Here is a 24,542-nt window from a genome sequence, read left to right as displayed (position 1 = left end):
TGGTCACGCTCCCTTGCCGTTGCGTGCCGAAGCCGTCGTGTAGGGCGCCAGCGCCTCCAGCAGCGCCTCGGGCACCCGCACCGGCACGGTCGCGGAGTTGGGCCCGCGCATGCACGCGATCCGCTGCCGCCCGCGCGCCACCAGCCGCTCGCCGTCCGGGTGCAGGTGCACGTAGTCGAACGTGAACTGCAGCTGCGTCTGGGTCAGCTCCTCCAGGCGCATCCGGATGGACAGCTCGTCGAACCCGGTGATCTCCGCGAAGAATTCGCACTCGACCCGGAGCGTGTAGAGCTTCAGGTCGCCGCGGATGTCCTCCAGGACCGCCGGAGCCCGCTCCACGAGGAACATCTCCCGGCAGCGCCCCTGCCACCGCACGTAGTTGACGTAGTAGACGTTGCCCACCATGTTGGTCTCTTCGAAGCCGACCGTGTGGCGGATCTCGTAGTAGCCGGTCATGCTCGGTTCCCCTCTGCGTGGAGGACGGCGAAGACCACCGGGTCCGGTCGGTCGTCGATGGTGGTCGACCAGGTGGCGATCATGGCGTCGCCGCAGGCGAGCAGGGCCCACCCGTCGGCCTCGACCCGGCGCACGGTGAGTGCCTGGGTCATCTCGCCGGTCTTGCGCACGCACTCCAGCGCGCTCCAGACCCGGGTGTTGGCCACCGTGACCGCTTCGCCGGTGTCCGCGGCGAGGAGCTTGCCGACGGCGACGAGCTCTTCGCCCAGCAGCCCGGCCCAGTCCTCTTCGGTCCGTTCGACGGCGGTCTCGACGTCGCACGTGAGCTGCTCGCTGCCGGTGATGGCCAGCGTCAGCTGCGAGGTGTGCGATGCGGTCACCTCGAAGCCGTCGAGCTCCGGCTTGCCGTCCGGGCGGTAGCGGATCTCGACCGGGCGGTCGAGGCTGCGGCCCGCGGCCAGCGCGGTCTGGGCCCGCCGCTCGGCGATGCCCTCCACCGCGCGGTCCGCCGGATCCGGCTCGACGACCACGGCCCGGGTGCCGCCGAGCAGCCGCTCGCACGCACGCTCCAGGTAGGACCCGAGCATCGACGGGACCCACGGGCCCGCGCCGTCGCGCTTGCGCACCGCCCGCAGCTGCAGGCCCTCCCACCGCTCGACCAGGGTGCCGTCCGGGTTGCGGACGTCGAGGTCGTAGAGGTAGCTGTCGCCGTCCTGGGACCGCTCACGGGCGTCGAGCAGGACGTACTCGTCGTGCTGCTCGCCCGGCGCGGCCAGGTAGAGCTTCTCGATGCTCTGCGGCAGCAGGGTCGCGTCCGGCACGCAGCACTGGATCGCGTGCATCATCGCGTCCCGGGTGCCCGGGTCGGCCAGGAGCCGGTCCTGCGGCAGGAAGGGCGCGAACCACGAGACGTTCGCGGTGGTCGCGATCTCGGCGACGGCGTGCCGGGCACTGGCCCGGCGGTAGCCGACGACCCGCTGGAACCGCTTGCCCTGGAACAGGACCGAGCCGTAGAGCTCGTGGATCGGGTCCACCGGCACGGCCGGCAGGGCGACGGTCCGCGGCGCCGGTTCCCCGAGCACCTCCGGGCGGGCGAAGTTCAGCCGGGCCCGGAAGTGGTCCGCGCTGAAGCCGGTTTCCTCACTGCGGACCACGACGTCCACCGTCTCGCCGTCGCGGGCGAGCGCGGCCAGCCGGATCGTGGTCGACTTGCCCGGCGAGACGATGATCGGCCGGAGGAACTCGACGTCCTCGAGCACCGGCGTGCCGCCGCGCCCGAGGGTCGCCGTCGCGACCTGGGTCATCGCCTCCATGCCCAGCACGGCCGGGAAGAGCAGCTGGCCGTCGAGCAGGTGGTCGGTCAGGTACGGGTCGCTGCCCGCGGACAGCTCCGCCTCGGTGATCAGCTCGACCCCGGGGTAGTGCACGACCGTCCGGTCGATGAACCGGGTCAGCGGCAGCTCGCGCCGCTGGATCGGCAGCGTGGGCAGGCCGTTCATCCGGCCGCAGACGACGAGCACCGGCGGCGCGGCCGGGTCGGCGAGCAGGCGGCGCAGGATGGCGATGCCGTCGTCGAGCGGGATCGGCGTGATGCCGTCGCGCATCAGCGCGCTGACCACACCGAGCTTCTCGCCCATGCCCGTGCCCGACCAGACCGACCACTCCAGGGCGAACACCCGCGCCTGCGGGTGCTCCTGGCCGAAGCGCAGGGTCGCCTCGGTCATCCAGTCGTTCGCCGTGGAGTAGTGCGCCTCACCGCGCAGGCCGGCGCGGCCGATGATGCTGCCGAAGGTGATCAGCAGCTTGACGCGGTCCTTGTCGATCGCGTCGAGCACGGTGTTCAGGCCGTCGATCTTCGGCGCCAGCGTCTTGCGGAAGGCGTCCTCGGTCAGGCTGAACACCGCGGCCGGCTCGTTGCGGCCGGCGCCGTGCAGCACCGCGGTGACCGGGCCGAGGTCGGCCTGGATCCGGGCGACGGCTTCGGCGATCGCCGTGGCGTCGGTGACGTCGGCCCGCTCGTAGCGGTGGCGGATGCCCGCCGCCTCCATGCGGTCGAGGTTCTCCGCCAGCTCGGCGTCCTCTTCCGGGTCACTGCGCCCGAGGAGCGCCAGCTTCGCACCGGAGTCCTTCGCCATCGCCAGCGCGCTTTCCGCCGTGATGCCCTTGCCGCCACCGGTGACCAGCAGGACGTCGGTGTTGTCGAGGGTGTTGGCCCTCGGCTCGGCCGGCGCCGCCGGGATCCCGACCAGCCGCGGCACCGTGCGGGCACCTTCGGCGTCGTAACGGGCTTCGATGAAGTCCGTCGTCGCGGCGACCTCGGCGACGACCGTCGTCACCGCGGCCGCGATCGCCTCCGGCTCGGCCGGGGACGGGTCGGCCAGGTCGACGATCGTGGTCTTCGCCGACGGGTCCTCCAGCCTCAGCGTCTTCGCCAGGCCGGACGCGCCGTAACCGTGGTGCACCACGACGAACCGCGTGCCGTTGGGCGCGGACATGAGCGCCCGGCCCGCGTCGAGGAACAACCCGACGTGGCTCTCGTCGCAGTCGGCGGGCAGGCACAGCAGCACGCCGTCACCGGCGCCACTGCGGGCGAGCGCGCTCCGCAGCGGCTCGGCCAGCGGGTGCCCCGGCGTGGCGAAGACCTGCCACTGCGTGGCCGCCTCACCCGTGGCGATGTCCGCCACCGGCCGGGCCGCCGGCAGGTACTCGACCGCGAACGGCCGGACCCACGGCCCGATGCCGGGCGCCTCGCCCTTGCCGGCGGCGTCCGCCGGCTTGGCCGTCTGCGCCAGCTCGTCGATCATCTCGGCGAGCTCGCCGAGGCAGACCGTCGCGAAGTTCGGCATCCCCTCCAGCGCGGGACGCCCCAGTGCCCGGGTGACGTCGTTGACCAGCTGCCCGACCGTGATGGAGGACAGGTGCAGGTCGTCGAGCGGGTGCGTGTCGGCGGTGACCGCCTCCAGCGGCAGCTCGACCCGTTCGGCCGCGAGCTTGCGCAGCAGGTCGAGCGTGCTGCTGCCGGTGTCGGCCGTCTCGGACGCGTCGGCCTCGGCCCGCTCGGCCGCCACCTCCGCGGCGAGCTCGGCGTCGATCGCCGGTGCCGCTTCACACGGGCTGGCCAGGAACCGGAAGTTCCCGTCGGCCGGCAGGTCCCGGACGACGCGGCCGGCGAACAGCTGCTCCAGGCCGACCGGTGCGCCCAGCGCGAACGCCGCGCCGAGCACCCGCAGGACGCCGGCGAGGGAGCCGTTGTCCGTGTCGAGCGCGAGCACCGGCGTGGCCGGGGCGATCTCCTCGAACAGGCCGGTGAGCACCCGGCCGGGGCCGACCTCGATCACGAGGTCACTGCGCTCGGCGACCTTCGCCGCCGCCTCGCGGAAGCGGACGGGCAGCACGATCTGCTCGCGCAGCAGCTCCGGCAGGTTCTCCGCGGCGTGCAGGACGTCGCCGGTCACCGTGGAGACCACCGGGCGCTCGAGCCGCGCGAAGTCGAACTCGCCGAGCCGCTCGATCATCGCGGTCGCGGCCGGCTCGACCTCCGGCGAGTGGAACGCGTGCGACACCTTGATCCGCGCCGCGCCGACCCCCTGGGCCTTCGCCTGGGCGACCACGCGGTCGACCGCGGCGACCGGCCCGGAGATCACGGTCTGCTGGGGTGCGTTGTACCCCGCGATGACGACGTCGGTGCCCAGGCCGAGCTCCTCGGTCCGGCCGGGCGAGGCGACGATGCTCGCCATCGCGCCCGTGCCGGGGCCGACCTCGGTGGCCATCACGCGGCCGCGGATCTTGGCGAGCTTCAGCACCTCGCGCTCGCCGACCGCGCCGGCCCAGTGCAGGGCGGTCAGCTCGCCGAGGCTGTGCCCGGTCGCCGTGCTCGCTTCGACGCCGAAGGAGCGCAGCACGCGCAGCCCGGCGAGCGACCCGGTGACGATCCGCGGCTGGGCGACGTCGGTGGCGACCTGGTCGCCGACCGCCGGCAGCCCCGCCGCGTCGTGGATCTCGGAGGCCACGGTGAACCGGCGGCGCAGCGCGCTGTCGCCACCACGGCCCGAACCCTGGCCGGGGAACAGGAACCCGATCTTCGGCTCGGTGGGACGCGAGCTGCAGAAGATCCCGTCGACGCCCTCGAACACCGAGTCGTCTTCTTCGAGCAGCTCGAGCAGCCTGGTCAGCTTGCGCTCGGCCTGCTCCGGGTTCGCCGCGACGACCGCGGCCCGCACCGGCTTGCCCGACAGCTCACCGGCGAGTGCGCCGGCCAGGTCGGTCAGCTCGGCGAAGGACAGCTTCGGCACCGTTTCGAGCAGCGCCGCGAGGCGGCCGCGCAGGGTGGCGACGTCGTCGGCGTCGAACAGCAGGATCTCGGCGTCCTGACGGCCGGCGACCAGGCTGCGGGAGCGCTCGTCGAGCTCCGCCCGCCGGGCCGCGTTGGGGGCCTCGGACACCGTGATGTGCGAGTTGATGCCGCCGAAGCCCATGGCGGACACGCCGGCCCGCACCGGCTGATCCGACGGCCACAGCCCGGCGTCGCTCGGCACGTACATCCGCGCGGAGTCGCCGACCAGCGACTCGTGCGGGTCGAAGTGGCCGGTGGCCGGCGGGATCACCTGGTGGTAGACGGCCAGGGTCGCCTTGATCAGCCCGGCGACGCCGGCGGCGGCCTTGGTGTGCCCGATGTTGCCCTTGATCGTCGACAGCGCCGCCGGCTTGGCCAGCGGGTCCGCGTCGCGGCGGGCGGTGGAGAGGGCTTCGATCTCGGTGGCGTCGCCGAGCGCGGTGCCGGTGCCGTGGCCTTCGAAGTAGGAAACGGTTTCGACGCCGTAGCCGGCCCGGGTGTAAGCGCGCTTCAGCGCGAGCCGGTGCCCCGCCGCCTCGGGCCGCGTGATGCCGCCCTTGCCGTCGGAGGACACGCCCCAGCCGGCTACCGAGGCGTAGATCCGCTTGCCCTGCTCGATCGCGTCGCTCTCGCGCATCAGGACGAGCATGCCCGAGCCCTCGCCGGGCCAGAAGCCGTTGGAGTCGGCGTCGTAGACCTTCATGTCCCGCTTGGCGAGCGCGCCGGTCTTCGCGAAGCCGATCACCTCGAACGGGTCGATCGACAGGTCCACGCCGCCGGCGACGGCGACGTCGAGGTCGCCCTGCACCAGCGCGTTGGCCGCGCTGACCACCGACAGCAGGGACGACGAGCAGGCGCCGTCCACGGTGTAGCCGCCGCCGGCGAAGTCGAAGTGGTTGCAGACGCGCCCGGCGATGGTGTTCGCCAGGCCGCCGGCGAGGGTGTCCTCGTTGATCTCCGGGAACGGCGCCTTGTACTGGACTTCCAGCTCCCGCAGGAAGTCCCCGGTCTCCTGGTCGCCCCAGCCGCGCTCGCTCAGCGCCGCGGCGACGGTGCGCCGGACGTAGGGCCAGCGCAGCCGCAGGACGTTGGCGCGGGAGAACTCACCGGTCAGGCTGTTGCCGACGACGACGCCGGTGGCCGTCCTCGGCGCGCCTTCCCCCTCGGGGAAACCGGCGTCGGCCAGCGCCGCCGCGGCGACGTCGAGGGCGAGCCAGTGCGTCGTGTCGGTGGACCGGAACGTGCTGCCGGCCACCTTGTGGGCGACCCGGTCGAACTCGTAGTCGCGCAGCACCGCGGCCTTCTGCGCGTAGAAACGGTCCGGCGCCTTGGGATCGGGCGAGTAGTAGTCCGCCCGGTTCATCCGCTCGTCGGGCAGCGTCCGGAACGCCCGGCGGCCGGCCAGCACGTTCTCCCAGAGCTCCTCCGGTGAACCTGCGTCCGGGTACCGGAGACCGATACCCACGATCGAAATCCGCTCACCGCTCATGCCACCGCACTCCCACTGGATCTCGTGCCCCGATAACCGGTCCGGTCCAGCATGGCCCGGCCTGCCGGTTGTGTCTTCTTTCTGCATGCCTGCGGCCACCCAGGCCGCACGCAGCGACAATCCGCACTCAAGTCCACAGTGGACAGAAGCACGCTCAGCCGTCGAACTGGCCCGGCGTCCGGCCTTCGCCGGCCGGGCCGCGGTACGCCTGCGCGATGTCGAGCCACCGGTCGGCCAGCGCGCCCTCGGCCCGCAGGCCGAGGTCGTCGCGGTGCCGGCGCCGCGTCACGAGCAGGCAGAAGTCCTCCGCACCGCCGGTGATGCGCTCCGGCGAGTCCTCGGGCCCGAACGTCCACAGCTCGCCCGAGGGACCGGTGATCTCGAACCGGAACTCGGTCTCCGGCGGCGTGAGGCCGTTCGCCTCGTAGCCGAAGTCGCGGACGCGGACGGCGAACCCGACGAGGTGGCGCAGCCGGTCGGTGCGCACCGGGCGCACGCCGAGCGCGTCGGCGATGTCCTGGCCGTGCCCGAACAGCTCCATCATCCCGGCGCACGCCAGGATGTAGGGTGGCAGCGGGTTCACCAGCCACGGCACGAGCTGGTCGCCCGGCACCGCGGACAGCGCCTTGATCGAGTTGTCCCGGTCGGCGCGCCACTTCGTCAGCAGCACCTCCGCCGGGTCGTGCTCGAACTCCTTGAGCGCGGCGTTGACGGCCACGTCGAGCCCGCCGGTGAGCGACTTCGTCATCGCGACGAAGGCTTCCGGCTGCGCGGCGGCCAGGCCGGCGATGCGGAGGATGAAGGTGAGGTGGGCGATCTGCTGCCGCACCCGCCAGCCCGGTGCGGGCGTCGGGGTCTCCCACTCGGCTTCGCTGAGGCCGGCCACGAGCGCGTCGACCTCGGCGGCCTCGGCGGTCAGGTCGGCGAGCACACCCGTCGTGTCAGTCACTTTGTCCCTGTCCTCTCGTTGGGCCGGCTCAACTGCCCGCCACCAGGTCCAGCTTGGAAACCGCGCGGCGGCCGGTGATCGAGCCGTCGGGCGCCGGGGCGCCGTAGGTGACGTCGACGCCGCGGGCGGCCAGCGCGCGGACGATGCCGGGCACGGCCCGCTCGGCCAGCGCGGCGATCGTCATGGCGGGGTTCACCGTCAGCGCACCCGGCACCGACGCGCTGTCGGTGACGAAGATGCCCGCGTGGTCACGCAGTTCGTGGTTCGGGTGCAGCGCGGAGGTCGCCGGGTCGTCCCCGATGCGGCAGGAGGCCAGCGGGTGCACGGTGTAGGCGCCGACGACGTCGTTGGTCCACGGCGCGACCTTCGCCATGCCGTCCTTCTCGATGATCGCCTTGCAGTCCGCGTCCGCCAGTGCCCAGCCGCGCCGGGTGTTCGGCGTCGGGTCGTAGCGCAGCGACCCGCGGCCCAGCATCTGCTGCGAGATGCGGTAGGCGTTGCCGGTGGGCGGCGGGGTGCCGAAGACACCCTCGTTGTCGTCCTCGGTCATCAGGAAGATCGTCAGCCAGTTGGACCACTGCTTGAGGATTTCCTTCTTCTCCGCGCCGAACCACCGCGGCTCCTCGCCGCCGGGCGCCTGCGCGAGGATCGTGCCGAGCCCGGGCGGGAAGTACAGCTGCTCCAGGGAGTACCGCTCGTACTCGGGCAGCGAGCCGTCGAGCTTGTCCCAGTTCGCCACCGTCGGGCCCTTGCCGATGTGGTTGGCCGCGTAGACCGCACCGTCCTCACGGGACAGTCCGAGCACCTCGCGCACGCGGTCCTCGTTGATGATCGCGGTGTTGAGCCGCTCGCCGTTGCCGGAGAAGTACCGGCCGACGGCGTGCGGCATCGTGCCCAGCGCCGCTTCGGACCGCTGCAGGATCACCGGCGTCGCACCGGCGCCCGCGGCGATGATGACGATCTTCGCCTCTATCACCCCGGTGCCGGTGTGCACCCGGTAGTCCTCTTCGTCGATCAGGTCGTAGTGGACGCGGTAGTCACCGGTCTCGGTCCGCTCCAGCCGCTCGACCTCGTGCAGCGGCCGGATCTTCGCGCCGTGCGCCAGCGCGGCGGGCAGGTAGTTCGTCAGCATCGACCGCTTCGCGTCGAACCGGCAGCCCGCCATCATGAAGTTGCAGTTGACGCACTTGTCGTTGTCCACCGCCACCGGTGCCGGGTTCGCCGTCCGGCCCGAGTGGTCGCAGGCCGCGGCCCACAGGCCACCCGCGTAGGAGACGTCGTCCCAGTCCTGCTGGGACACCGGGATCGACTCGGAAACCCGGTCGTACCAGGGTTCCAGCGTGTCCCGGCTGATCACCGACGGCCACATGCGGCGCCCGATGCTGCCGTGGCGGTCGAAGACGAACTTCGGCGCCCGCGGCATCGCCGCGAAGTAGACGACGCTGCCGCCGCCGACGCAGTTGCCGCCGAGGATGCTCATCCCGTCACCCGCGACGAAGTCGAACGCCCGGGTGTAGGACGAGCCGAGGGCGTAGTCGTGCTCGACCTCGTCCGCGGCCAGCCACGGCCCGCGTTCGAGCACGACGACCTTCGCCCCGCCCGCGGCGAGGTGGTACGCCGGGATCGAGCCGCCGAAGCCACTGCCGACGATGACGACGTCGGTCTTCTCTATCGCGCTCATGCGGGACTCCCGGAGGGCGTCGTGTCGGGGTGGGGTTCGGCCAGCTTGCGGCCGTAGGAGAACTTCGGGAACCGCCAGAACCCGTCCGCGTCCGGCGGCTTGTAGCCCAGGGCCAGCAGCCCGGGGTGCCCGTCCCGGATCGCCTGGGCGGTGGGCAGGTGGGCGGCGCTGTCGAAGGCCATGTTGCAGAACATCGCCAGGCTCACCCACCCGTCCTTCTCCGGGTGGCCGGGCTTGGTCAGCCGGGTCACCAGCGCCCGCCGGTGCTCGTACGGGAGCGCCACGAACGGCGGGACGTCGGTGTCGATCTCCAGCTCGACCTCACCGGCGTAGGACTTCGCGTGGTCGTTGAGCGACTGCGCGAGGTAAGGCAGGCCGGCGGTGATGCCGGTGGCTTCCCAGCTGATCAGGTCCAGCGCACCCGCCGCGACCGCGCCCGGCCCCGGCGAAGCGCCGGCCACCGCGCGATCCTCCGGGAACCGCTTCTCACCCGGCACGATCGTGTCGGCGTACGCCTCCAGGGTCAGGACCCTGTCCTCTTCTTCGCCTGCCACCGGCCTGCCTCCTCAGCAAACTGTCCCAAGTAGAGCGTTACTGCCCGTGCGGGTCACGCCGCGAGCGGCTTGTCCTCGCCCGCCGCGGCGATCACCGGCGCGGCCGGCTTCTCCGGCGCCTCGGCCTTCGCGGCCTGTTCGGCCTCGAACTTGATCCGCGCCTTGTTCGAGAAGTGCAGGCCCCACAGGAACATCCCGCGGATCAGGCACACCGAAGCGGTGGCGAAGAACAGGCCGTAGGCGATGTGCGAGGCCGTGAAGAACCCGTACATCAGGGCGATCCCCGCGCCGAAGGCGAACTGTGAGAACGGCTTCGACGGTGAGGTGCCCGGGTCGGTCACCATGTAGTTCGTGTAGAGCACGAACGCGATCCCGGTACCCATGGCCAGCGCGCCGGGGATGGCCGTGCCGAACAGCACCCCGCGGAGCACCGCTTGGACGACGAAGAACGACAGCCAGCCCCCGATCAGCCACATCCGGCCGGTCAGCAGCGAGTTGAGCACCGTGCCCGAGATCAGGATGACCGCGACGATCAGCCAGCCGATCCAGGTGTCGACCTTCTCCGAGAAGTGGTACGGCGGAGTCATGTTGACCCACGGGAACACCAGCAGCATCACGGTGATCCCGAAGTTCGACGGGTTCATGTAGTGGCGCATCCGGCCGAACACCGGCGCCTGCAGCACCCACTTGGCCCCGACCGCGACGACGACACCGAAGATCATCGCCCAGATGTGGTCGTTGACGTAGGTCAGCATGTTCAGCGCCAGCGCGGTGATGTGCGCCGGGAACAGGAACTCCACCAGGCCCCGGAACCCGTTGCCGCGGAACCGGACGTCCCGGCCGGTGACGCGGGCGTTCAGGATCTCCAGGCCGATCTCCGTGGTGTACGCGGTCGCCAGCGCGACGAACGGGTACAGCCACGGCTGCTCGAACCCGAGCACGGTGTAGCCGAGGATGTTGAAGATCGAGATCGAGATGGCGAAGCGGCGCAGGGCCGTGATGACCTTGTTGGTCCGCTTCGGCGGTGCAGTGTCCACATTGGTCGTTATGGGCGTCACCATGACGTCACATCTCTTCCTTCGCCTGGGTCCCGAGCTGGTACATGTGGCAGCCCGGCGCTAGCTTCAGGTCCTGCGTGCGCAGCTGCCCGGTGCGGTCCCGCCACTGCAGGTGCACGTCGAGCGGGCCGGTGACGTTCTCGCCCAGCCCGATCTGCACGTCGAAGCTGCGGCGGCCGGCGTGGCCGCTGCTGCCGTCGACGCGGCCCACGTACTTCTTGCCGTCCGCCGTGGTGACGGTGGCCTCGGCGCCGATGGCCGGCGAACCGGCCGAGGGCAGCGGGCCCGGCGCCACGGGGGCGTCCGTGCTCAGCTTGAGCTGCAGGAACTTCCCGGTCTTCGGGCTGTCGTTGTGGTAGAAGACCGGCTGCTCCCACTGCCGCGCGACCGCGAACTCGGGCAGGCCGTCACCGTCGGCGTCACCGACGCCGATGCCGCGGGTGGGCACCGGGACCGCCAGGCCGAGCTTCGGCGCGAGGTCGACGTAGGTGCCGTCCGAGCGCTTCACGAAGAAGTGCAGCGTCTGGTCACCGGCGAGGTCGTCCCCGGGCCGGGCGTTGGGCCACCAGAACGGGTTGGACGTCATGCCGTCGTTGGCCACGGCCAGCTCCTGCAGCTGCGGCCAGCGGTTGACCTGGCCCTTGATGAAGCCGGTCGCCTGGGCGATCTGGACGTCACCGCTGTTGTTGAAGTCCTCGATCTTCGGGTCCCAGCCCCAGCCGGACCACGCCGTGCGGGTGTCGCCGCTTTCGTCGTGGAACGGGGCCACACCCTGCTGCAGCTGCTGCTTCAGGTCGGTGAGGTCCTTGGCGGTGTTGACGAACTGGAGGTTCGACTCCTCGACACCCCACGACGTCGTGATGTTGCTGACGAAGATGTCGTAGAGCCCGTCGTGGTTGAAGTCGCCGAAGTCGACGCCCATGCCCTTGAAGGAGTCGTTGCCGAGCACCTTCGACTTCGGGTCGGTGACCCCGCGGATCCCGGTGACCTCGCCGAACTCGATGGCGCCCGGCTTGGACTTGTTGTAGAGCAGGTGGTCGTGCCCGAAGTCGTTGGCGATGTAGAGCTCGGGCAGGCCGTCGGAGTCGATGTCCGTGGCGCTCGCGCCCAGCGACCAGCCGCTGCGGGCGGCCTCCGGGATCCCCGTGGAGGCGTCCACGAAGGACACCGACGGTTTCGCGCCCGCGGTGGCACCGGTCCAGCGGTAGATGAACTTGCCGCCGCCGTTCTTCGCGTGCGACATCGACTGGTTCATCGTGATGCCGCCGTCGGCGTTCGGGTCGAGGACCTTGCTGTCCGGGAAGTAGTTCCCGATGAAGACGTCCACGTGCCCGTCGCCGTCGAAGTCGCCGATGGTGGCCGCGTTGGTGTTCCACAGCGGGCCGTTGTACTTGCCGTCGGGACCGCGCAGGTTGCCCGGCACCATCTCGGTCGGCTGGAAGGCCGCGGGGGCCAGCTTGGTGGCGCCGGCCTTCTGCAGGAACACGACCGGGGTGCGGCCCCAGTAGTAGACCAGGACGTCCATCCGGCCGTCTTCGTTGAAGTCGCCGGGGACACAGCCCATCGGGGCCATGTAGTCCCAGGTCGGCAGCGGGGCCGGGTCGAGGGCGAAGGGGGCGTAGCGGTCCTGGCCCTTGCCCGGCGTCGGGGTCACGACGACCTGGTCGCTGCGCGGGTCGACCAGGCAGATGTCGTTGGCCAGGCCGTCACCGTCGAGGTCGTTCATCGCGATGGCGGCACCGGTCGAGGACATCCAGGCCGAGATGTGCTCGTACTGCTTGTTCAGCGTACGGACGTTCTGCGACTTCGCCGCCGCCGGCAGCGCGATCGTCATCGGGGTGAATTGGAACTTGCCCGCCAGCTGGTCCTGCTCGGCGGCCGAGACGTTCGGCAGGCGAGCGACGAAGAACATCGTCAGCACCAGCGCGATCGCCACGATGCCCGCCAGCTGCCGGCGCAGCCAGCGCAAGGTCGCGGTCATTGGTTCACTCCTCCACGGGTCAGCACTTCGCCGGCGATCCGCTGCCGCCAGGTTTCGAACGCCGGGAGCTCGCCGTCGACGACCTCCGCCGGGCGCACCTCCTGGGTGATCGCCGCCGCACGTTCGGCCGGCAGCCCGCAGATCGCCCGCGTGGCGACCTCCGTCTCGGGGATCAGCAGGCCCGCGCGCACCCGGGCGTCGGCCGCGAAGGCACTGCCCTGGGCGAGCTGCCCGCGGTGCTCACCCGCGCGCCGGGCGAGCTCGGTCAGCTCGGCCTCGTCGACACCGCACGCGTAGGTCGAGGCGAGGCCGATCCCGGCGTACAGGTCACCGTGGCGCGCCGGGTCGAACCCGGCGACGGTCTTCGTCACCAGGTCGACGTCGGTGCCGCAGATGAACCACAGCGCGCGGCCGATGCCCTGGTCCATGGCCCGCAGCGCGTAACCGCTGTGTTCCTTGGCGGGCCAGGGGAAGTCGCGCTCCTGGTACTGCTGCCGGACGTACTTCTCGGTCTTGAAGTACGCCTGGTGGAAGCCGTAGCCGTCGAGCACCAGCCAGCGCAGCAGCGGGTCGAACCGCTCCGCCTTCGGCCAGGCGAACCGCGGCAGCCGCGCCATCGCCCAGCCGACGCCGACCAGGACGATGTAGTTCTGCAGCGCCCCGCCCGGGTTCGCGAGGAAGTCGTCGACGTGCTTGCGGCCGCCGAAGGGCAGGCCGTCGAGCATCGCGTAGCCCATTCCCGCGCCCTCGTAGGCGAATCCGCGGAACTGGACCGGGATGCGGCTCAGCCATTCCTCGCACTGGGCGGGGTTCCGGGCTTCCACGGCGTGTGCGTAGCCGAGCAGGAACTTCTGCCCGACCGTCTCCAGCAATTCCTGAGCCTGCGGGCTCTTCTTGTGGAAACCACGTTTGTCCAGCGACGTCTCGGAGACGTCCGGTGTGAGGATCCGGCGCCTCAACGCGCGCCAACTGTCGCCCAACGCACTTCCCCCTTCGAGGGTGGTGGTTTCGTACGGTGCTCGTTCCACGGTCACAGATTTCGTACCGGGCGGTCTACTCCACGTTTGCCGCCGCCCGCCTGCCGTATCCGCACGTCAGCTCGCTGCCCGGCGCACGTCCGGCCGGAACTCCGTGCGGATGCGCTCGCGCCAGAGCTCGTACTGCGGCAGAGGACCGTTGTCGTCGGTTTCCGCGGCCTCGGTCCGGTCGGAGACGGCCTGCAGCCCCTGCACCGAAAGATCGGTGAGGACCCCGGCCGCGAGGTGGGTGTGCGCGGGCACGTAGCCCGAATACGTCCGGCCCTTCACGGCGAACACGACACCCAGCGCGAGCTGGTCGTAGTGCTCCCCCGACGCCCGGCGCAGCTTCACCAGCTCGCGCTGGTCGGCGCCGCCGGCGAACGTCGAGGCGAGCCCGACACCGCTCCACAGGTCCGCCCGCCGGTGCTCGGCGAACCGGCCGACCGCCGCGGCCACGGCGTCCGGTTTCCCGCCGTGCATGAACCACAGCGCCCGCCCGACGCCCTGGTCGAACGCCCGGGGGAAGTACTCCGGGCGGCCGGCCCACGGGTAGGGCACCGGCTCGGCCTGCTCCCCCACCCACTTCTCCGTGTCGAAGTAGGCGCGGTCGAAGCCGTAGCCGTCGACGGCGAGCCAGCTCATCACCGGGTGGTAGGGCTCTTCGGTCAGCTCGGGCAGGATGTTCTTCCACAGTGGACGCGGCAGCCGCGCCATCGCGAAGCCGATCCCGATGTAGGTCAGGAAGATGTGCGGCCGCGCCGGCCCCTCCAGCAGCGCGCGGGTGCGGTCGCGGCCGCCGCCCGGCATGGCGTCGAGGATGGTGTAGCCCATCGTCGCGCCTTCGTAGGCGAACCCGCGCTGCTCGGGCTCGACGAGCGCGAGCCGCCGCTCGATCTCCCAGAGGGACGCGCCCTCGATGGCCCATTCGAACCCGCACACCACCGCCTGCGGCACCGCCTCCAGCCGGGCCGTCGCGTCGGTGTGCGTCACGGGGAAGCCGCGTTCGGCGAAGCCGACGGAGGCGATCGAAGGAGCGAGAAAACGCTTACGGAGGACACCGATCAAGGTGGACATCGTCGTGGTGGTCCTTCTGCTCGTCGGGGATCAGGCGGCGGAGCGCAGGTGCGGGCGCTGGGAGGCGAGCATGCGCTGGGTGTAGGGCGACTGCTTCGACGCCAGCGTGATCGCGATGGGCGCGTCGGTCGGGGCCGGCGCGCGCAGTTCCATCCGGGCCGCGGACCGGCCGGACGGCGCCACCTGCACGGTCGAGTAGCCGATCGAGAACCGCGGCTCCTGGGCACCCGGGCGGTGCTGCGCGACCGCGATCGCGGTCCACCGCCCGGCGGGCGCGCCGGGGATGATCAGCTCGCCGGAGTTCATGTCGGCCATGCCGCTGAACGCGACCGGGCCGCACTGGGGCACCGGGTCGGCGAAGAGCCCGACCAGGGTGTCCGCCGGCGCGGAACCGCGCGGCAGGCCGACGTCGATGGCCAGCGTGCCGGTGCCCGGCTGCAGGGAGGCGCAGCTGTGGCCGGCCGCGCGCAGCGCCCGCAGCGGCGGGAGCCGTTGCAGGGTCGGCGAAATCGCCACGAGCAGCTCGGCGACCTGCGGCTCCCGGTACTGCGTCGGCGTCAGCCCGACCGCGTTCGAGAACCGGCTGGTGAACGTGCCGACACTGCTGTAACCGACGCTGCACACGATGTCGGAGACGTTCAGCGAGGTGGTCAGCAGCAGCCGCTTCGCCTCGAACAGGCGCACCGCGGCGAGGAAGCGGCCGGGCGTGACGCCGGTGGCGTCGGCGAACATCCGCGAGAAGTGGAAGCGGCTGACGAACACCTCGGACGCGAGGTCGGCCAGCGTGATCGGCTCGAAGTACCGTTCCCGGATCGACGAGATCGCCTGCAGCACCGCGGGCCGGACCGCCTTCTCCACGCGCTCGAGAGCCGGGCGCCGGGGCGGATCGTCGAACTCGCTGTCGTGTCCGACAGACGCAACAGAGTGCAACATCATCAGTCCAACCTCGAATTCCCCTGGTGGCTGTTCTCCTCTGCTGCCAGGGAAGACGCCGCGGGTCGCAGATCGATTGACGAGTGATCGAGGGTTCCGGTGATCGTTCGCCACCGTTCGCGGGACACCCGGCCGAGTGCGGGTGATCCACCCGGGCCGCCCGTGCGGAACGCCCGGGTGCGGTGTGCCGGACGCCCGCGGAGCTGATCGACGGCGCTCCCGCGTGACGAGCGTCTGGTCCGATCCAGGGACCCCGCGAGCTCGCGGATCGGCGGTTCGACCAGATGGCCGCGGGTGCGCCGCACACACCCGGGACCTGCGAAACGCATGTGGTGGCGGGGTGAACGCATGTCGACTCTGGTGGGCGGTTCACTGGCCGCCGGGGCGGCGCTCTGTCACATTCGGACAGAAGCCCGGAGTTCGGCCGTCCACCGACCCGCGCGGCACGACCTGGGGAGCGCGAGGACGAACAGACGATGGTGGAGGCCTGTCATGTACTCCGAACTGCAGCGAACCGACGAGCCGGACCGCGGCACCGTCCACTTCACCGTGCTGGGGCCGCTGGAGGTGTTGCGCCAAGGCGTCGACTACGCGCCGAGCGCACCGAAGATCCTGTCCCTGCTGGCCGTGCTCGTGATGCGGCCGGGAAAGATGGTACACATCGACACGCTGATCCGGGAGCTCTGGTCGGATCACCCGCCGCGCACGGTGCGCACGACGTTGCACACCTACGTCTACCACCTGCGCCGGTGCATCGACCAGAACGGGCTCGCGGCCGACGGCGAGGCGATGCTGGCCACCAAGCACACCGGTTACACCTTCAACATCGACCCGTCCCAAGTGGACACCTACCGCTTCATCCGGCTGCAGCAGGCCGGGCAGGAGCGCCAGGAGGCCGGTGACCACTCCGGGGCGGCCGACGCCTACCGGGACGCGCTCGACGTCTGGACCGGCCCGCCGTTCGCGAACGTCCAATGTGGACCGGTGCTGTCCGCGTACCGGACCGAGCTGCTCGAACAGCGGCGCAGTGTCCTGCACATGCGCATCGAGGCGGAGATCGTCAGCGGGCGGCACCGCGAGCTGATCGGCGAGCTGCGCTCGCTGACCACCGGCAGCCCGCTCGACGAAGCCCTGCACGGGCAGCTGATGCGCGCGCTCGGCCGCAGCGGCCGCCGGTCCGACGCGATGGCCGTCTACCGCAGGCTCCGCTCGCGGCTGGCCGGCGAGCTGGGCGTCGAACCGTGTGACGACCTGCAGGTGCTGCACCGAGAGCTGATCTCCGAGGGCGACCACCGCTGAGCCGCCCGCCGCTTCCCCGGCAGCCGCCGGAGTCCGTCGTACCGCCCCGAAAAGAAGTGAGGAAAGTTCGATGCCCACTCCGCACACCCGCGCCTACGGCCAGTACTGCGGCGTCGCCCGCGCCCTCGAGATCGTCGGCGAACGCTGGTCGCTGCTGATCATCCGGGACCTGGTCCTCGGTGCGAAGCGCTACGACGAGCTGCAGACCGGCTTGCCGAAGATCCCGCCGTCCATCCTGTCCGCCCGGCTCAACGAGCTGGAGGCCACCGGGGTGATCCGCCGCCGCGTCCGCGCCGAGCTCGACGCGGGCCTCGTCTACGAGCTGACCCAGTACGGCAGCGAGCTCGACCAGATCCTGCTGGACCTCGGCCTCTGGGGCGCCCGCTCGCTGCAGACCCCGGCCGCCGACGACGTGGTCATCCTCGACTCGGCCATCCTGTCGCTCTACTCCACCTTCCGCGCCGAGCGCGCCGAAGGCGTGCAGGTCACCTTCGAGATCCGCTACGACGACCGGATGATCGTGCACGCCCTCGTCGAGGACGGCGTGGTCAAGGTCGGCGAAGGCCGCTTCCCCGGCGCCGAGCTGGTGATCAAGGCGACGCACGGGTCGGCGCTGCTGGACGTGATGAGCGGCCGCCTCTCCGCGGCCGAGGCGGCCCGCTCGGGCAAGCTCGCCATCGACGGCGACGTCACGGACCTGGAGCTGTTCGCGCAGCTGTTCCACGTGCCCGCGGCCCCGGAGCCGGCCACCGGCATCGTGGTCCGCTGACCCGGCCGGCGAGCACATCGGGCCGGCGGCATCGGCACCCGGCGAAGGGAGCCGGTCGATCCGTCGGCCGGCCCACCGAACACGGCCGGACCGGCCGGACCGCCGCCATCGTGGTCCGCTGAACCCGCTCGGCACGGTCGGACCGTCGGCATCGGCGCTCGCCGAACCCGGCGAAGCCGATCAGCACGGCGGGTCCGGTCAGGCCACCGGCATCGTCGTCCGCCGAACTCGGCGAAGCGAGCAGATCGGGCCGGTCCGGTCCGGTCCGGCCGAGCCGGTCAAACCGTTGGCGGCCCACTGAAACCGGCCAGGCCCGGTCTGCACGGCCGGGCCGCCGGCACCGGCACGCGCTGAACCCGGCGAAGCCGATCAACCCGGCGAGAGCGGCGGGTCCGGTCAGACCACCGGCATCGTCATCCGCCGAACCCGGCGAAGCGCGCCGGCCGGTCCGGTCAGGCCGTCGGCCGGTCCGGGTCGAGCCGGCCGGGGTCGAGCCGGTCCGCCCGGTCCCGCAGGTAACGGCGTTCCGGCCCGCTCTCGGTCCGTTCGGCCGCCCGCAGGTAGTGCTCGCGCGCGTCGGCCGGGCGGCCGGCGCGTTCGAGCAGGTGGGCCCGCACGGCGTCGACCCGCCGGGCCAGGTCGAGCTTGCCCTCGACCCGGTCCAGCACGTCCAGGCCGGCGGCGGGGCCCGCCACCTGCGCGACGGCGACGGCGAGGTTCATCGTCACCACCGGGCTCGGCATGAGCTCGCCCAGCACGCCGTAGAGCTCGACGATCTGCGGCCAGTCCGTCTCGTCCGTGCCGGGCGCTTCGTCGTGCAGCGCCGCGATCGCGGCCTGCACCTGGTAGGGCCCGACCGGGCCGCGCCCCAGCGTCGCCCGGACGAGCGCGGCGCCCTCGGCGATCATCGCCGCGTCCCAGCGGCCGCGGTCCTGCTCCGGCAGCGCGACGAGCTCACCGCCGGGGCCGGTGCGTGCCGCCCGCCGCGCGTCGGTCAGGAGCAGCAGCGCGAGCAGGCCCGCCACCTCGCCCTCGGCCGGGAGCAGCGCGTGCACGGCGCGGGTCAGCCGGATCGCCTCGGTGGCCAGCTCGGCGCGCACGAGGTTCTCCCCCGACGTCGCCGTGTACCCCTCGTTGAAGATCAGGTAGAGCACCTGCAGGACCACGCGCAGCCGCTCCGGGAAGTCCGACGGCGAGGGCTCGCTGAACGTCGACCCCGCGGCGGCGATGCTCTCCTTCGCCCGGGTGATGCGCCGGGTCATCGTCGTCTCGGGCACCAGGAACGCGCTCGCGATCTGCGCCGTGGTCAGGCCGCCGACCGCGCGCAGCGTCAGCGCGACCTGCGAAGGCGGCGACACCGCGGGGTGGCAGCACAGGAACAGCAGCGACAGCGTGTCGTCGGCGTCCGCGGACCGCTCCTCGCCGGGGCCGGGGACGACCGCCGCGGTCACCGGCTCGCGCACGGCGGCCGACTCCTCGCGCCGCCGCCGGGCGCTCTCGCTGCGCCACAGGTCGGTCAGCCGCCGGGTCGCGACCGTGACCAGCCAGGCGCGCGGGTTGTCCGGCACGCCCTCGGCCGGCCACTGCTGGCTCGCCGCGAGCAGGGCCTCCTGGACGGCGTCCTCGCACGCGTCGAACTGGCCGAACCGGCGGACCAGCACGCCCAGCACCTGCGGCACCAGCGGGCGCAGGACCTCGGCGACCGGGGCGGGCGCGGTCACCTCACGAACCGGGGATCGCGGACTCGGCGTCGGCGAAGAAGACGATTTCGCGCACCTCGACGGCGAGCCCGTCGATCGCGGCGTCCGGGATCATCGCCGCCAGCTCGAGGGCGCGCTCCCGGTTCCCGACGTCCACGAGGTAGTAGCCGGCGAGGAACTCCTTCGACTCCAGGAACGGGCCGTCGGTGATCGCCGGCAGGCCCCCGCGCACCCGCACGACGCTGCTGTCGGCGACCGGGGCGAGGGCCTGGGTGCCGATCATCTCGCCGGACTCCCGGATGGTGCGGATGAACTCCTGGTGCCCGCTCATGATGCCGTCCATGTCCTGCTCGGACAGTCCGGCCATCACGTCGGGGTTCAGGTACATCGCCAGCAGGTACTTCAACTCCGGGCTCCCTTCGCGCCACCGCCACCTGGTCGTCGCCACGAACATAGCGCCGCACGCGCGGAGTCGAGCGGCCGCGGGTCCGCGTGCCAGGCTGGGCCTGCGCAGCCCGGTTACCTCGGCACCAGGAGGGTGGCACCGATGGCCGACGTGTTCACGGACCTGCAGGTCGAGACCGAAGGGCTGGTCAAGCTGGCCGAGCGGCACGGGTACGGCCCCGGCCCCGACCTCACCGGCCACTTCGCCCGGCTGACCTCGACCGCGCGCCTGGTCCGGCTCAGCGTCGAGAACCCCGGCTCGTTCGGCGTCATCCCGCAGGTCTCCTACGACTCGCTCGACGAGGCGATCGTGTCCTGGCTGATCGAGCAGCGGAAGGCCAACGCCCTGCTCGCCGCGTCCCCGCCGGAGCCGGCGCTGCCGTGGAGCGACGGGCCGCTGCGCCCGTCGGTGCTCGCCGCGGCCGCGCTGACCGAGCTGTTCGCCGGCGGCCAGGACATCGCGGACGCGCTCGGCGTCCGCCCGCGGCGCGACGACGCCGTCGGGCACGTCGCCTACTACGGCGTCCGGACCAGGGACCGCGCCTACCGGCGGCACCGGCTGACGCCGCCGGGGCCCTTCCGGTTCGAGCTGCGGGCGCCGTCCGGGATCCAGTGGACGTTCGGGGCGGAGGACGCCGACGGCCGCGTCGCCGGCTCCGCCGAGGACTTCTGCCTGCTCGTGACCGGCCGCCGCCGCGCCGAAGACCTCGCGCTGACGTTCATCGGCGAGCACCCCGCGCAATGGCTGGAACTGCTCGAGAGCTGAGGCGCGTCACTCGAAGGGCGCGGGGTCCCCGGCGCCGTAGCGCACGATCTCCGGTTCACCGGAGGAGAAGTCGACGACCGTGGTCGGCTCGACGCCGCAGTCACCCGAGTCGAGCACCGCCTCGAGCTGGTGGTCGAGCTCTTCCTTGATCTCCCAGCCCTGCGTCATCGGCTCTTCCGAGCCGGGCAGCAGCAGCGTGCTCGACAGCAGCGGCTCCCCGAGCGCGGCGAGCAGCTCCTGGGTGACGTGGTGGTCGGGGATGCGCACGCCCACCGTTTTCTTCTTCTCGTGCATCATCCGCCGCGGCACCTCCTTGGTGGCCGGCAGGATGAACGTGTAGCTGCCGGGTGTCGCGGCCTTGATCGCGCGGAACACCGAGTTGTCGATGATGACGAACTGGCCGAGCTGGGCGAAGTTCTGGCACACCAGGGTGAACTGGTGGCGGTGGTCCAGCTTGCGGATGGAGCGGATCCGGTCGAGACCCTCGCGGTTGCCCGGCCGGCACCCGAGCGCGAAGCACGAGTCGGTCGGGTAGGCGATCAGCCCGTCGGCGCGGAGGATGTCGACGACCTGGCCGAGCGCCCGTTTCTGCGGGTTGTCCGGGTGCAGGTCGAAATAACGTGCCATGGCCCGTGAGCCTAGGGTCACCGCCCGTGCACGGCACGGCGGGCCCGGGCGTCTCCCTGCGTGCGGTGTCCCCGCGAGCCGGGAGACAGCGCCGGCCCGGCCGGCGCACAATCGGCGTCGAGCCTGTCGTAGGGCCACAGCCGGGAGGACCCGCCGTGACAGAACTGACCCTGCCGGAGTCCCAGCGGGCTCCCGCCGTCACGTTGTGGAAGTACCAGTTCGAAGGGCCGGACGGCCGGGTCCTGCTCGCGGACCTGTTCGGCGAGCGCGCACGGCTGGCCGTGTACCACCCGATGCCGGACTTCAGCGGCCCGGAGGACCTGGTGCCGACGGCCGAGGTCACGGCCGCGCTCGCCGACGAGGACCTGCGGCTCGTGCTGGTCTCCCACGCCCCGTACCCCAAGCTGGAGCAGTACCGGCACCACTTCGGCCGGAACCTGCCGGCGTACTCCGTGGTGAGCGCCGGCTTCGCCGAGGACTTCGCGGCGACCCACCGGATCCCGTCGGCCGAGCGCACCGGCCCGTGGGACGACGACTGCGCCGGGCTGAGCTTCTTCCGCCGGGAGCGGGACTCCGTGCGCCACATCGGATCGATCGCCGTGCCGCAACTGGACTTCCTCGGGCTGCTCGCCGTCCCGGGGCCGGTCCCGTTCGCCCGGCGTGCCGGGCAGTAGCACCGGACCGCGACGGCGACGGGTTGCGAGGAATGGTCCAGACCGATTCCGGTTACCGGGGTCCCGGCCGCGAGTGGGCTAGGATGGTTCGCGGACGGACGGCACTGCGCCCTGGCCGGTCCCGGAGTAGCTGGCCGCACCCCACAGCCGGAGGGTTGCCGATGTCCCCGGTCGCAGCTCTCGAGCCCACCCCCGGGCAGTCCGCCACGGCCGAAGCCCGCGGCACCACGGGCGTGGACCCCCGGCCCCGGCTGGCGACCTACCTGGCGGCCGGCATCATCGTGGCCGTCATCGCCGGGTTCAGCGTCATCGGGATCGCCAACCTGCTGCCGGCCTCGGTCGACGTCCTGCACGGCGTGTACGGCCTGCTCGGCATCACCGCGCTGCTCGCGATCCAGCTGCTGTGGTTCAGCCGGCCCACCGCCCGGCTCCGCTCGAGGACCAGCCACGTCCTGTTCGCGGTGATGATCGTGCTCGCCTACGTCCCGATCCTGGCGTTCGGCATGCTGTGGGCCGACATGCCGGACTTCGTCGGCGGAGCGGCGCTGCTGGTCCTGCCGTCCCGCTGGGCGTGGCCCGCGCTGGCCGCCACCTACGGCAGTGTCATCTGGATCTACCTGGACCACGGCCAGGACCTGCTGTCGACCTTCTACGGCGGCCTGGCGATGCTGGTCTACAGCCTGGTCTTCTACCTGCTGGCCCGGCTCGCCCGGATGGTCTACGAGCTGCACCTGGCCCGCACCGAACTGGCCCAGCGGGCCGTCGCCGAGCAGCGCCTCGCCTTCGCCAGGGACCTGCACGACCTGCTCGGGCTGAGCCTGTCGGCGATCGCGCTGCGCGGCGAGCTGGTGCACCGCCTGATGCGCAAGTCCGCCGAGCGCGCCAAGGAGGAGCTCGCAGAGATCACCGCGACCGCCCAGCGCACGCTCTCCGACGTCCGCGCGGTTTCGCACGGCTACCGCGAGCTGTCGCTGGAAAAGGAGTCCCGGACGGCCGAGTCCCTGCTCGGCGCGTCCGAGATCGCCGTGCAGGTGCACCTCGAGCAGGAGGACCTGCCGGTGCAGGCGCGGACCCTGCTCGCCAGGGTGCTGCGGGAGGGCGTCACGAACGTCCTGCGCTACAGCGACGTCGAGCACTGCCAGATCAACGTGCGCCAGCACGACGGCAAGGTCACCCTGGAGATCGTCAACGACGGGGTGACCGCCGACCAGGCGGCCCTGGAGCCGGGCAGCAAGCTCACGAAGCTGCCCGAAGAGGTGGCGGCGCTCGGCGGCACCGCCACCGCCGAGGCCGGCCCGGACGGCCGGTTCACCCTGCGCGTCGAACTGCCCCTGCCCGCCGTGTTCGACCGGCCGGAGGAGGACCCGGCCGGGCCCGAGCCCGCGGCCGAGTCCCGGCGGATCCGGCTGCTGCTGCCGGTGGTGATGTCGCTGCTCGGCGCCGGGGCGGTGGTGCACGTGATCCAGCTGACCACCGTGCCGTGGCGGATCGCGCTGGTCGCCGGCTCGGTGACGGCCCTGCTGGCCCTGCAGTTCTCCTACTTCAACCGCCCGTCGACGGTGCTGCGCACGGCCCAGAGCTACGCGATGCTCTTCGTCCAGGCGTGCCTGATCTACCTGCCGCTGGTGGCCCTCGGGAACGACTGGGCCAGCGTCCTCGGCCTGCTGCTCGGGAGCGCGCTGCTGGTCATGCCACCCGCGATCGGCTGGGTGTTCTTCCTGGTCAACATCGCCGCCTACGCCGAGATCCAGCGCCTCACCGGGGCGAGCACCGCCGCGACCGTCTTCTACACCGTCGCGGCGGTGATGATCGGGCTGGCCGTGTTCGGCCTCCTCTGGCTGGCCCGGCTGGTCACCGAGCTGGACGAGACCCGCCGCCGCCTGGCCGAGATGGCGCTGGCCGAGGAGCGGCTGCGGTTCGCCAGGGACCTGCACGACCTGCTCGGCATGAGCCTGTCCGCGATCGCGCTGAAGAGCGAGCTGACCGCCCGGGTGCTCCCGCTGGACCGCGGCCGGGCCACCGAGGAGCTGGTCGAGGTCCTCCAGCTGACCCGGCAGGCGCTGTCCGACGTCCGTTCGGTCGCCAGCGGCTACCGCGAGCTGTCGCTGGACAACGAGTCGCGCGCCGCCCGGTCCGTGCTGGTGGCCGCCGACGTCCGGGTGCGCATGGAGATGCTGCAGGACGAGCTGCCGACCCCGGTGCGCACGGTGCTGGCGGTCGTGCTGCGCGAAGGCGTCACGAACGTGCTGCGGCACAGCTCGGTGGAGAGCTGCGAGATCGCCATGCGGCGCTCGGACTCGGGCGTGACGCTGGAGATCGTCAACGACGGCGTGACGGGCACCGACCCGTCCCCGGCCCCGGCGTCCGCCAACGGCGCGAGCCGCGAAGTCTCCCCCGGAACCGGAATCGGCAACCTCTCCCACCGCGTCGCGGACCTGGGCGGAAAGCTGACGGCGGGCGTGGAGGCGGACGGCCGCTTCCGGCTCCGCGCGGTGGTACCGGTCTGAGCCGGAGCACTGGCGTCGCGGGTCTTGCCGTCTGCAGTGGAGCCATGGCCCCGGCACACGCAGCCGCGCCCGGCCCGGCCCGGCTCAGCTCGGCTCACCGAACCGGAGCCGGATCCAGCCGGTCACCGGCGCGGACCCACCTGCCCGACTCCGCGCGGGCCACATCGCCCCGGCCAAGCTGCTCCACACGCCATAAACCTCGGCGGCGGCCGACCACCGGCCCCAGCAC

General features: G+C 71.9%; 18 protein-coding genes. 5 read left to right on the top strand and 13 right to left on the bottom strand.

What is annotated here, in order from left to right:
* Positions 1-3 precede the first annotated feature (3 nt).
* The 10 genes from ACIOD2_RS31825 to ACIOD2_RS31780 form a co-directional block, all read right to left on the bottom strand.
* Complete coding sequence (locus tag ACIOD2_RS31825) at positions 4-456, bottom strand: acyl-CoA thioesterase (RefSeq protein WP_323336586.1); 453 nt, start codon at positions 454-456, stop codon at positions 4-6.
* Complete coding sequence (locus ACIOD2_RS31820) at positions 453-6,278, bottom strand: SDR family NAD(P)-dependent oxidoreductase (protein ID WP_400546319.1); 5,826 nt, start codon at positions 6,276-6,278, stop codon at positions 453-455. The genes ACIOD2_RS31825 and ACIOD2_RS31820 overlap by 4 nt, the downstream gene beginning before the upstream one ends.
* A gap of 154 nt (positions 6,279-6,432) precedes the next feature.
* Entirely contained in the window at positions 6,433-7,227 is a 795-nt protein-coding gene (locus ACIOD2_RS31815; protein ID WP_400546316.1) for a TIGR03084 family metal-binding protein, read from the bottom strand.
* Positions 7,228-7,255: 28 nt separating this feature from the next.
* On the bottom strand, positions 7,256-8,908 hold the full coding sequence (locus ACIOD2_RS31810) for a GMC family oxidoreductase N-terminal domain-containing protein (protein WP_400546313.1): 1,653 nt from the start codon (positions 8,906-8,908) through the stop codon (positions 7,256-7,258).
* Entirely contained in the window at positions 8,905-9,462 is a 558-nt protein-coding gene (locus tag ACIOD2_RS31805) for a DUF5987 family protein (RefSeq protein ID WP_392772044.1), read from the bottom strand. The genes ACIOD2_RS31810 and ACIOD2_RS31805 overlap by 4 nt, the downstream gene beginning before the upstream one ends.
* Positions 9,463-9,515: 53 nt before the next feature.
* A complete protein-coding gene (locus tag ACIOD2_RS31800; RefSeq protein ID WP_400546310.1) occupies positions 9,516-10,523 on the bottom strand; it encodes an enediyne biosynthesis protein in 1,008 nt (335 codons plus the stop codon).
* A 4-nt stretch (positions 10,524-10,527) separates the two neighbouring features.
* Entirely contained in the window at positions 10,528-12,501 is a 1,974-nt protein-coding gene (locus ACIOD2_RS31795; RefSeq protein WP_400546307.1) for a CRTAC1 family protein, read from the bottom strand.
* Positions 12,498-13,460 (bottom strand): DUF1702 family protein, encoded by a 963-nt coding sequence (locus ACIOD2_RS31790; RefSeq protein WP_400548844.1) that lies wholly within the window; start codon positions 13,458-13,460, stop codon positions 12,498-12,500. The genes ACIOD2_RS31795 and ACIOD2_RS31790 overlap by 4 nt, the downstream gene beginning before the upstream one ends.
* Before the next feature lie 135 nt (positions 13,461-13,595).
* Positions 13,596-14,594 (bottom strand): DUF1702 family protein, encoded by a 999-nt coding sequence (locus tag ACIOD2_RS31785; RefSeq protein ID WP_400546304.1) that lies wholly within the window; start codon positions 14,592-14,594, stop codon positions 13,596-13,598.
* A gap of 30 nt (positions 14,595-14,624) precedes the next feature.
* The gene (locus ACIOD2_RS31780; RefSeq protein ID WP_400546301.1) at positions 14,625-15,452 is read right to left on the bottom strand and encodes a helix-turn-helix transcriptional regulator; all 828 of its coding nucleotides are present in this window, start codon (positions 15,450-15,452) and stop codon (positions 14,625-14,627) included.
* Between the two features lie 567 nt (positions 15,453-16,019).
* Here ACIOD2_RS31780 and ACIOD2_RS31775 point away from each other — a divergent pair.
* Positions 16,020-16,826 carry a BTAD domain-containing putative transcriptional regulator gene (locus tag ACIOD2_RS31775; protein WP_400546298.1) on the top strand — a complete coding sequence of 269 codons (807 nt, stop codon included), beginning with the start codon at positions 16,020-16,022 and terminating at the stop codon, positions 16,824-16,826.
* Between the two features lie 70 nt (positions 16,827-16,896).
* On the top strand, positions 16,897-17,595 hold the full coding sequence (locus ACIOD2_RS31770; protein ID WP_400546295.1) for a winged helix-turn-helix transcriptional regulator: 699 nt from the start codon (positions 16,897-16,899) through the stop codon (positions 17,593-17,595).
* 452 nt (positions 17,596-18,047) lie between these two features.
* Here ACIOD2_RS31770 and ACIOD2_RS31765 read toward each other — a convergent pair whose 3' ends face one another.
* Positions 18,048-19,316 carry an RNA polymerase sigma factor gene (locus tag ACIOD2_RS31765; RefSeq protein WP_400546292.1) on the bottom strand — a complete coding sequence of 423 codons (1,269 nt, stop codon included), beginning with the start codon at positions 19,314-19,316 and terminating at the stop codon, positions 18,048-18,050.
* A gap of 1 nt (position 19,317) precedes the next feature.
* On the bottom strand, positions 19,318-19,701 hold the full coding sequence (locus tag ACIOD2_RS31760) for a YciI family protein (RefSeq protein ID WP_400546289.1): 384 nt from the start codon (positions 19,699-19,701) through the stop codon (positions 19,318-19,320).
* A 141-nt stretch (positions 19,702-19,842) separates the two neighbouring features.
* Between ACIOD2_RS31760 and ACIOD2_RS31755 the strand changes: the two genes are divergently transcribed.
* On the top strand, positions 19,843-20,505 hold the full coding sequence (locus tag ACIOD2_RS31755; protein WP_400546286.1) for a maleylpyruvate isomerase family mycothiol-dependent enzyme: 663 nt from the start codon (positions 19,843-19,845) through the stop codon (positions 20,503-20,505).
* Positions 20,506-20,511: 6 nt separating this feature from the next.
* Here the strand turns inward: ACIOD2_RS31755 and ACIOD2_RS31750 are convergent, their stop codons facing one another.
* Positions 20,512-21,132 (bottom strand): L-threonylcarbamoyladenylate synthase, encoded by a 621-nt coding sequence (locus tag ACIOD2_RS31750; RefSeq protein WP_400546283.1) that lies wholly within the window; start codon positions 21,130-21,132, stop codon positions 20,512-20,514.
* 155 nt (positions 21,133-21,287) lie between these two features.
* Between ACIOD2_RS31750 and ACIOD2_RS31745 the strand changes: the two genes are divergently transcribed.
* Positions 21,288-21,806: a DUF899 family protein gene (locus ACIOD2_RS31745; RefSeq protein ID WP_400546280.1), complete on the top strand. Its 519-nt coding sequence runs from the start codon at positions 21,288-21,290 to the stop codon at positions 21,804-21,806.
* 161 nt (positions 21,807-21,967) lie between these two features.
* Positions 21,968-24,313 carry a sensor histidine kinase gene (locus ACIOD2_RS31740; RefSeq protein ID WP_400546277.1) on the top strand — a complete coding sequence of 782 codons (2,346 nt, stop codon included), beginning with the start codon at positions 21,968-21,970 and terminating at the stop codon, positions 24,311-24,313.
* The last annotated feature ends 229 nt before the right edge of the window (positions 24,314-24,542 follow it).

The organism is Amycolatopsis sp. NPDC088138 (genome assembly GCF_044741685.1).
Taxonomy (GTDB): domain Bacteria; phylum Actinomycetota; class Actinomycetes; order Mycobacteriales; family Pseudonocardiaceae; genus Amycolatopsis.
Note: the sequence above shows the minus strand (reverse complement) of the source record. Positions and strands in the feature narration are given on the sequence as shown.

What these genes read in the sequence shown, in the direction of transcription:
- ACIOD2_RS31825 (WP_323336586.1), bottom strand. Translation starts at nt 456, where the DNA reads ATGACCGGCTACTACGAGATCCGCCACACGGTCGGCTTCGAAGAGACC.
- ACIOD2_RS31820 (WP_400546319.1), bottom strand. Translation starts at nt 6,278, where the DNA reads ATGAGCGGTGAGCGGATTTCGATCGTGGGTATCGGTCTCCGGTACCCG.
- ACIOD2_RS31810 (WP_400546313.1), bottom strand. Translation starts at nt 8,908, where the DNA reads ATGAGCGCGATAGAGAAGACCGACGTCGTCATCGTCGGCAGTGGCTTC.
- ACIOD2_RS31800 (WP_400546310.1), bottom strand. Translation starts at nt 10,523, where the DNA reads ATGGTGACGCCCATAACGACCAATGTGGACACTGCACCGCCGAAGCGG.
- ACIOD2_RS31795 (WP_400546307.1), bottom strand. Translation starts at nt 12,501, where the DNA reads ATGACCGCGACCTTGCGCTGGCTGCGCCGGCAGCTGGCGGGCATCGTG.
- ACIOD2_RS31785 (WP_400546304.1), bottom strand. Translation starts at nt 14,594, where the DNA reads ATGTCCACCTTGATCGGTGTCCTCCGTAAGCGTTTTCTCGCTCCTTCG.
- ACIOD2_RS31775 (WP_400546298.1), top strand. Translation starts at nt 16,020, where the DNA reads ATGTACTCCGAACTGCAGCGAACCGACGAGCCGGACCGCGGCACCGTC.
- ACIOD2_RS31770 (WP_400546295.1), top strand. Translation starts at nt 16,897, where the DNA reads ATGCCCACTCCGCACACCCGCGCCTACGGCCAGTACTGCGGCGTCGCC.
- ACIOD2_RS31755 (WP_400546286.1), top strand. Translation starts at nt 19,843, where the DNA reads ATGGCCGACGTGTTCACGGACCTGCAGGTCGAGACCGAAGGGCTGGTC.
- ACIOD2_RS31750 (WP_400546283.1), bottom strand. Translation starts at nt 21,132, where the DNA reads ATGGCACGTTATTTCGACCTGCACCCGGACAACCCGCAGAAACGGGCG.
- ACIOD2_RS31740 (WP_400546277.1), top strand. Translation starts at nt 21,968, where the DNA reads ATGTCCCCGGTCGCAGCTCTCGAGCCCACCCCCGGGCAGTCCGCCACG.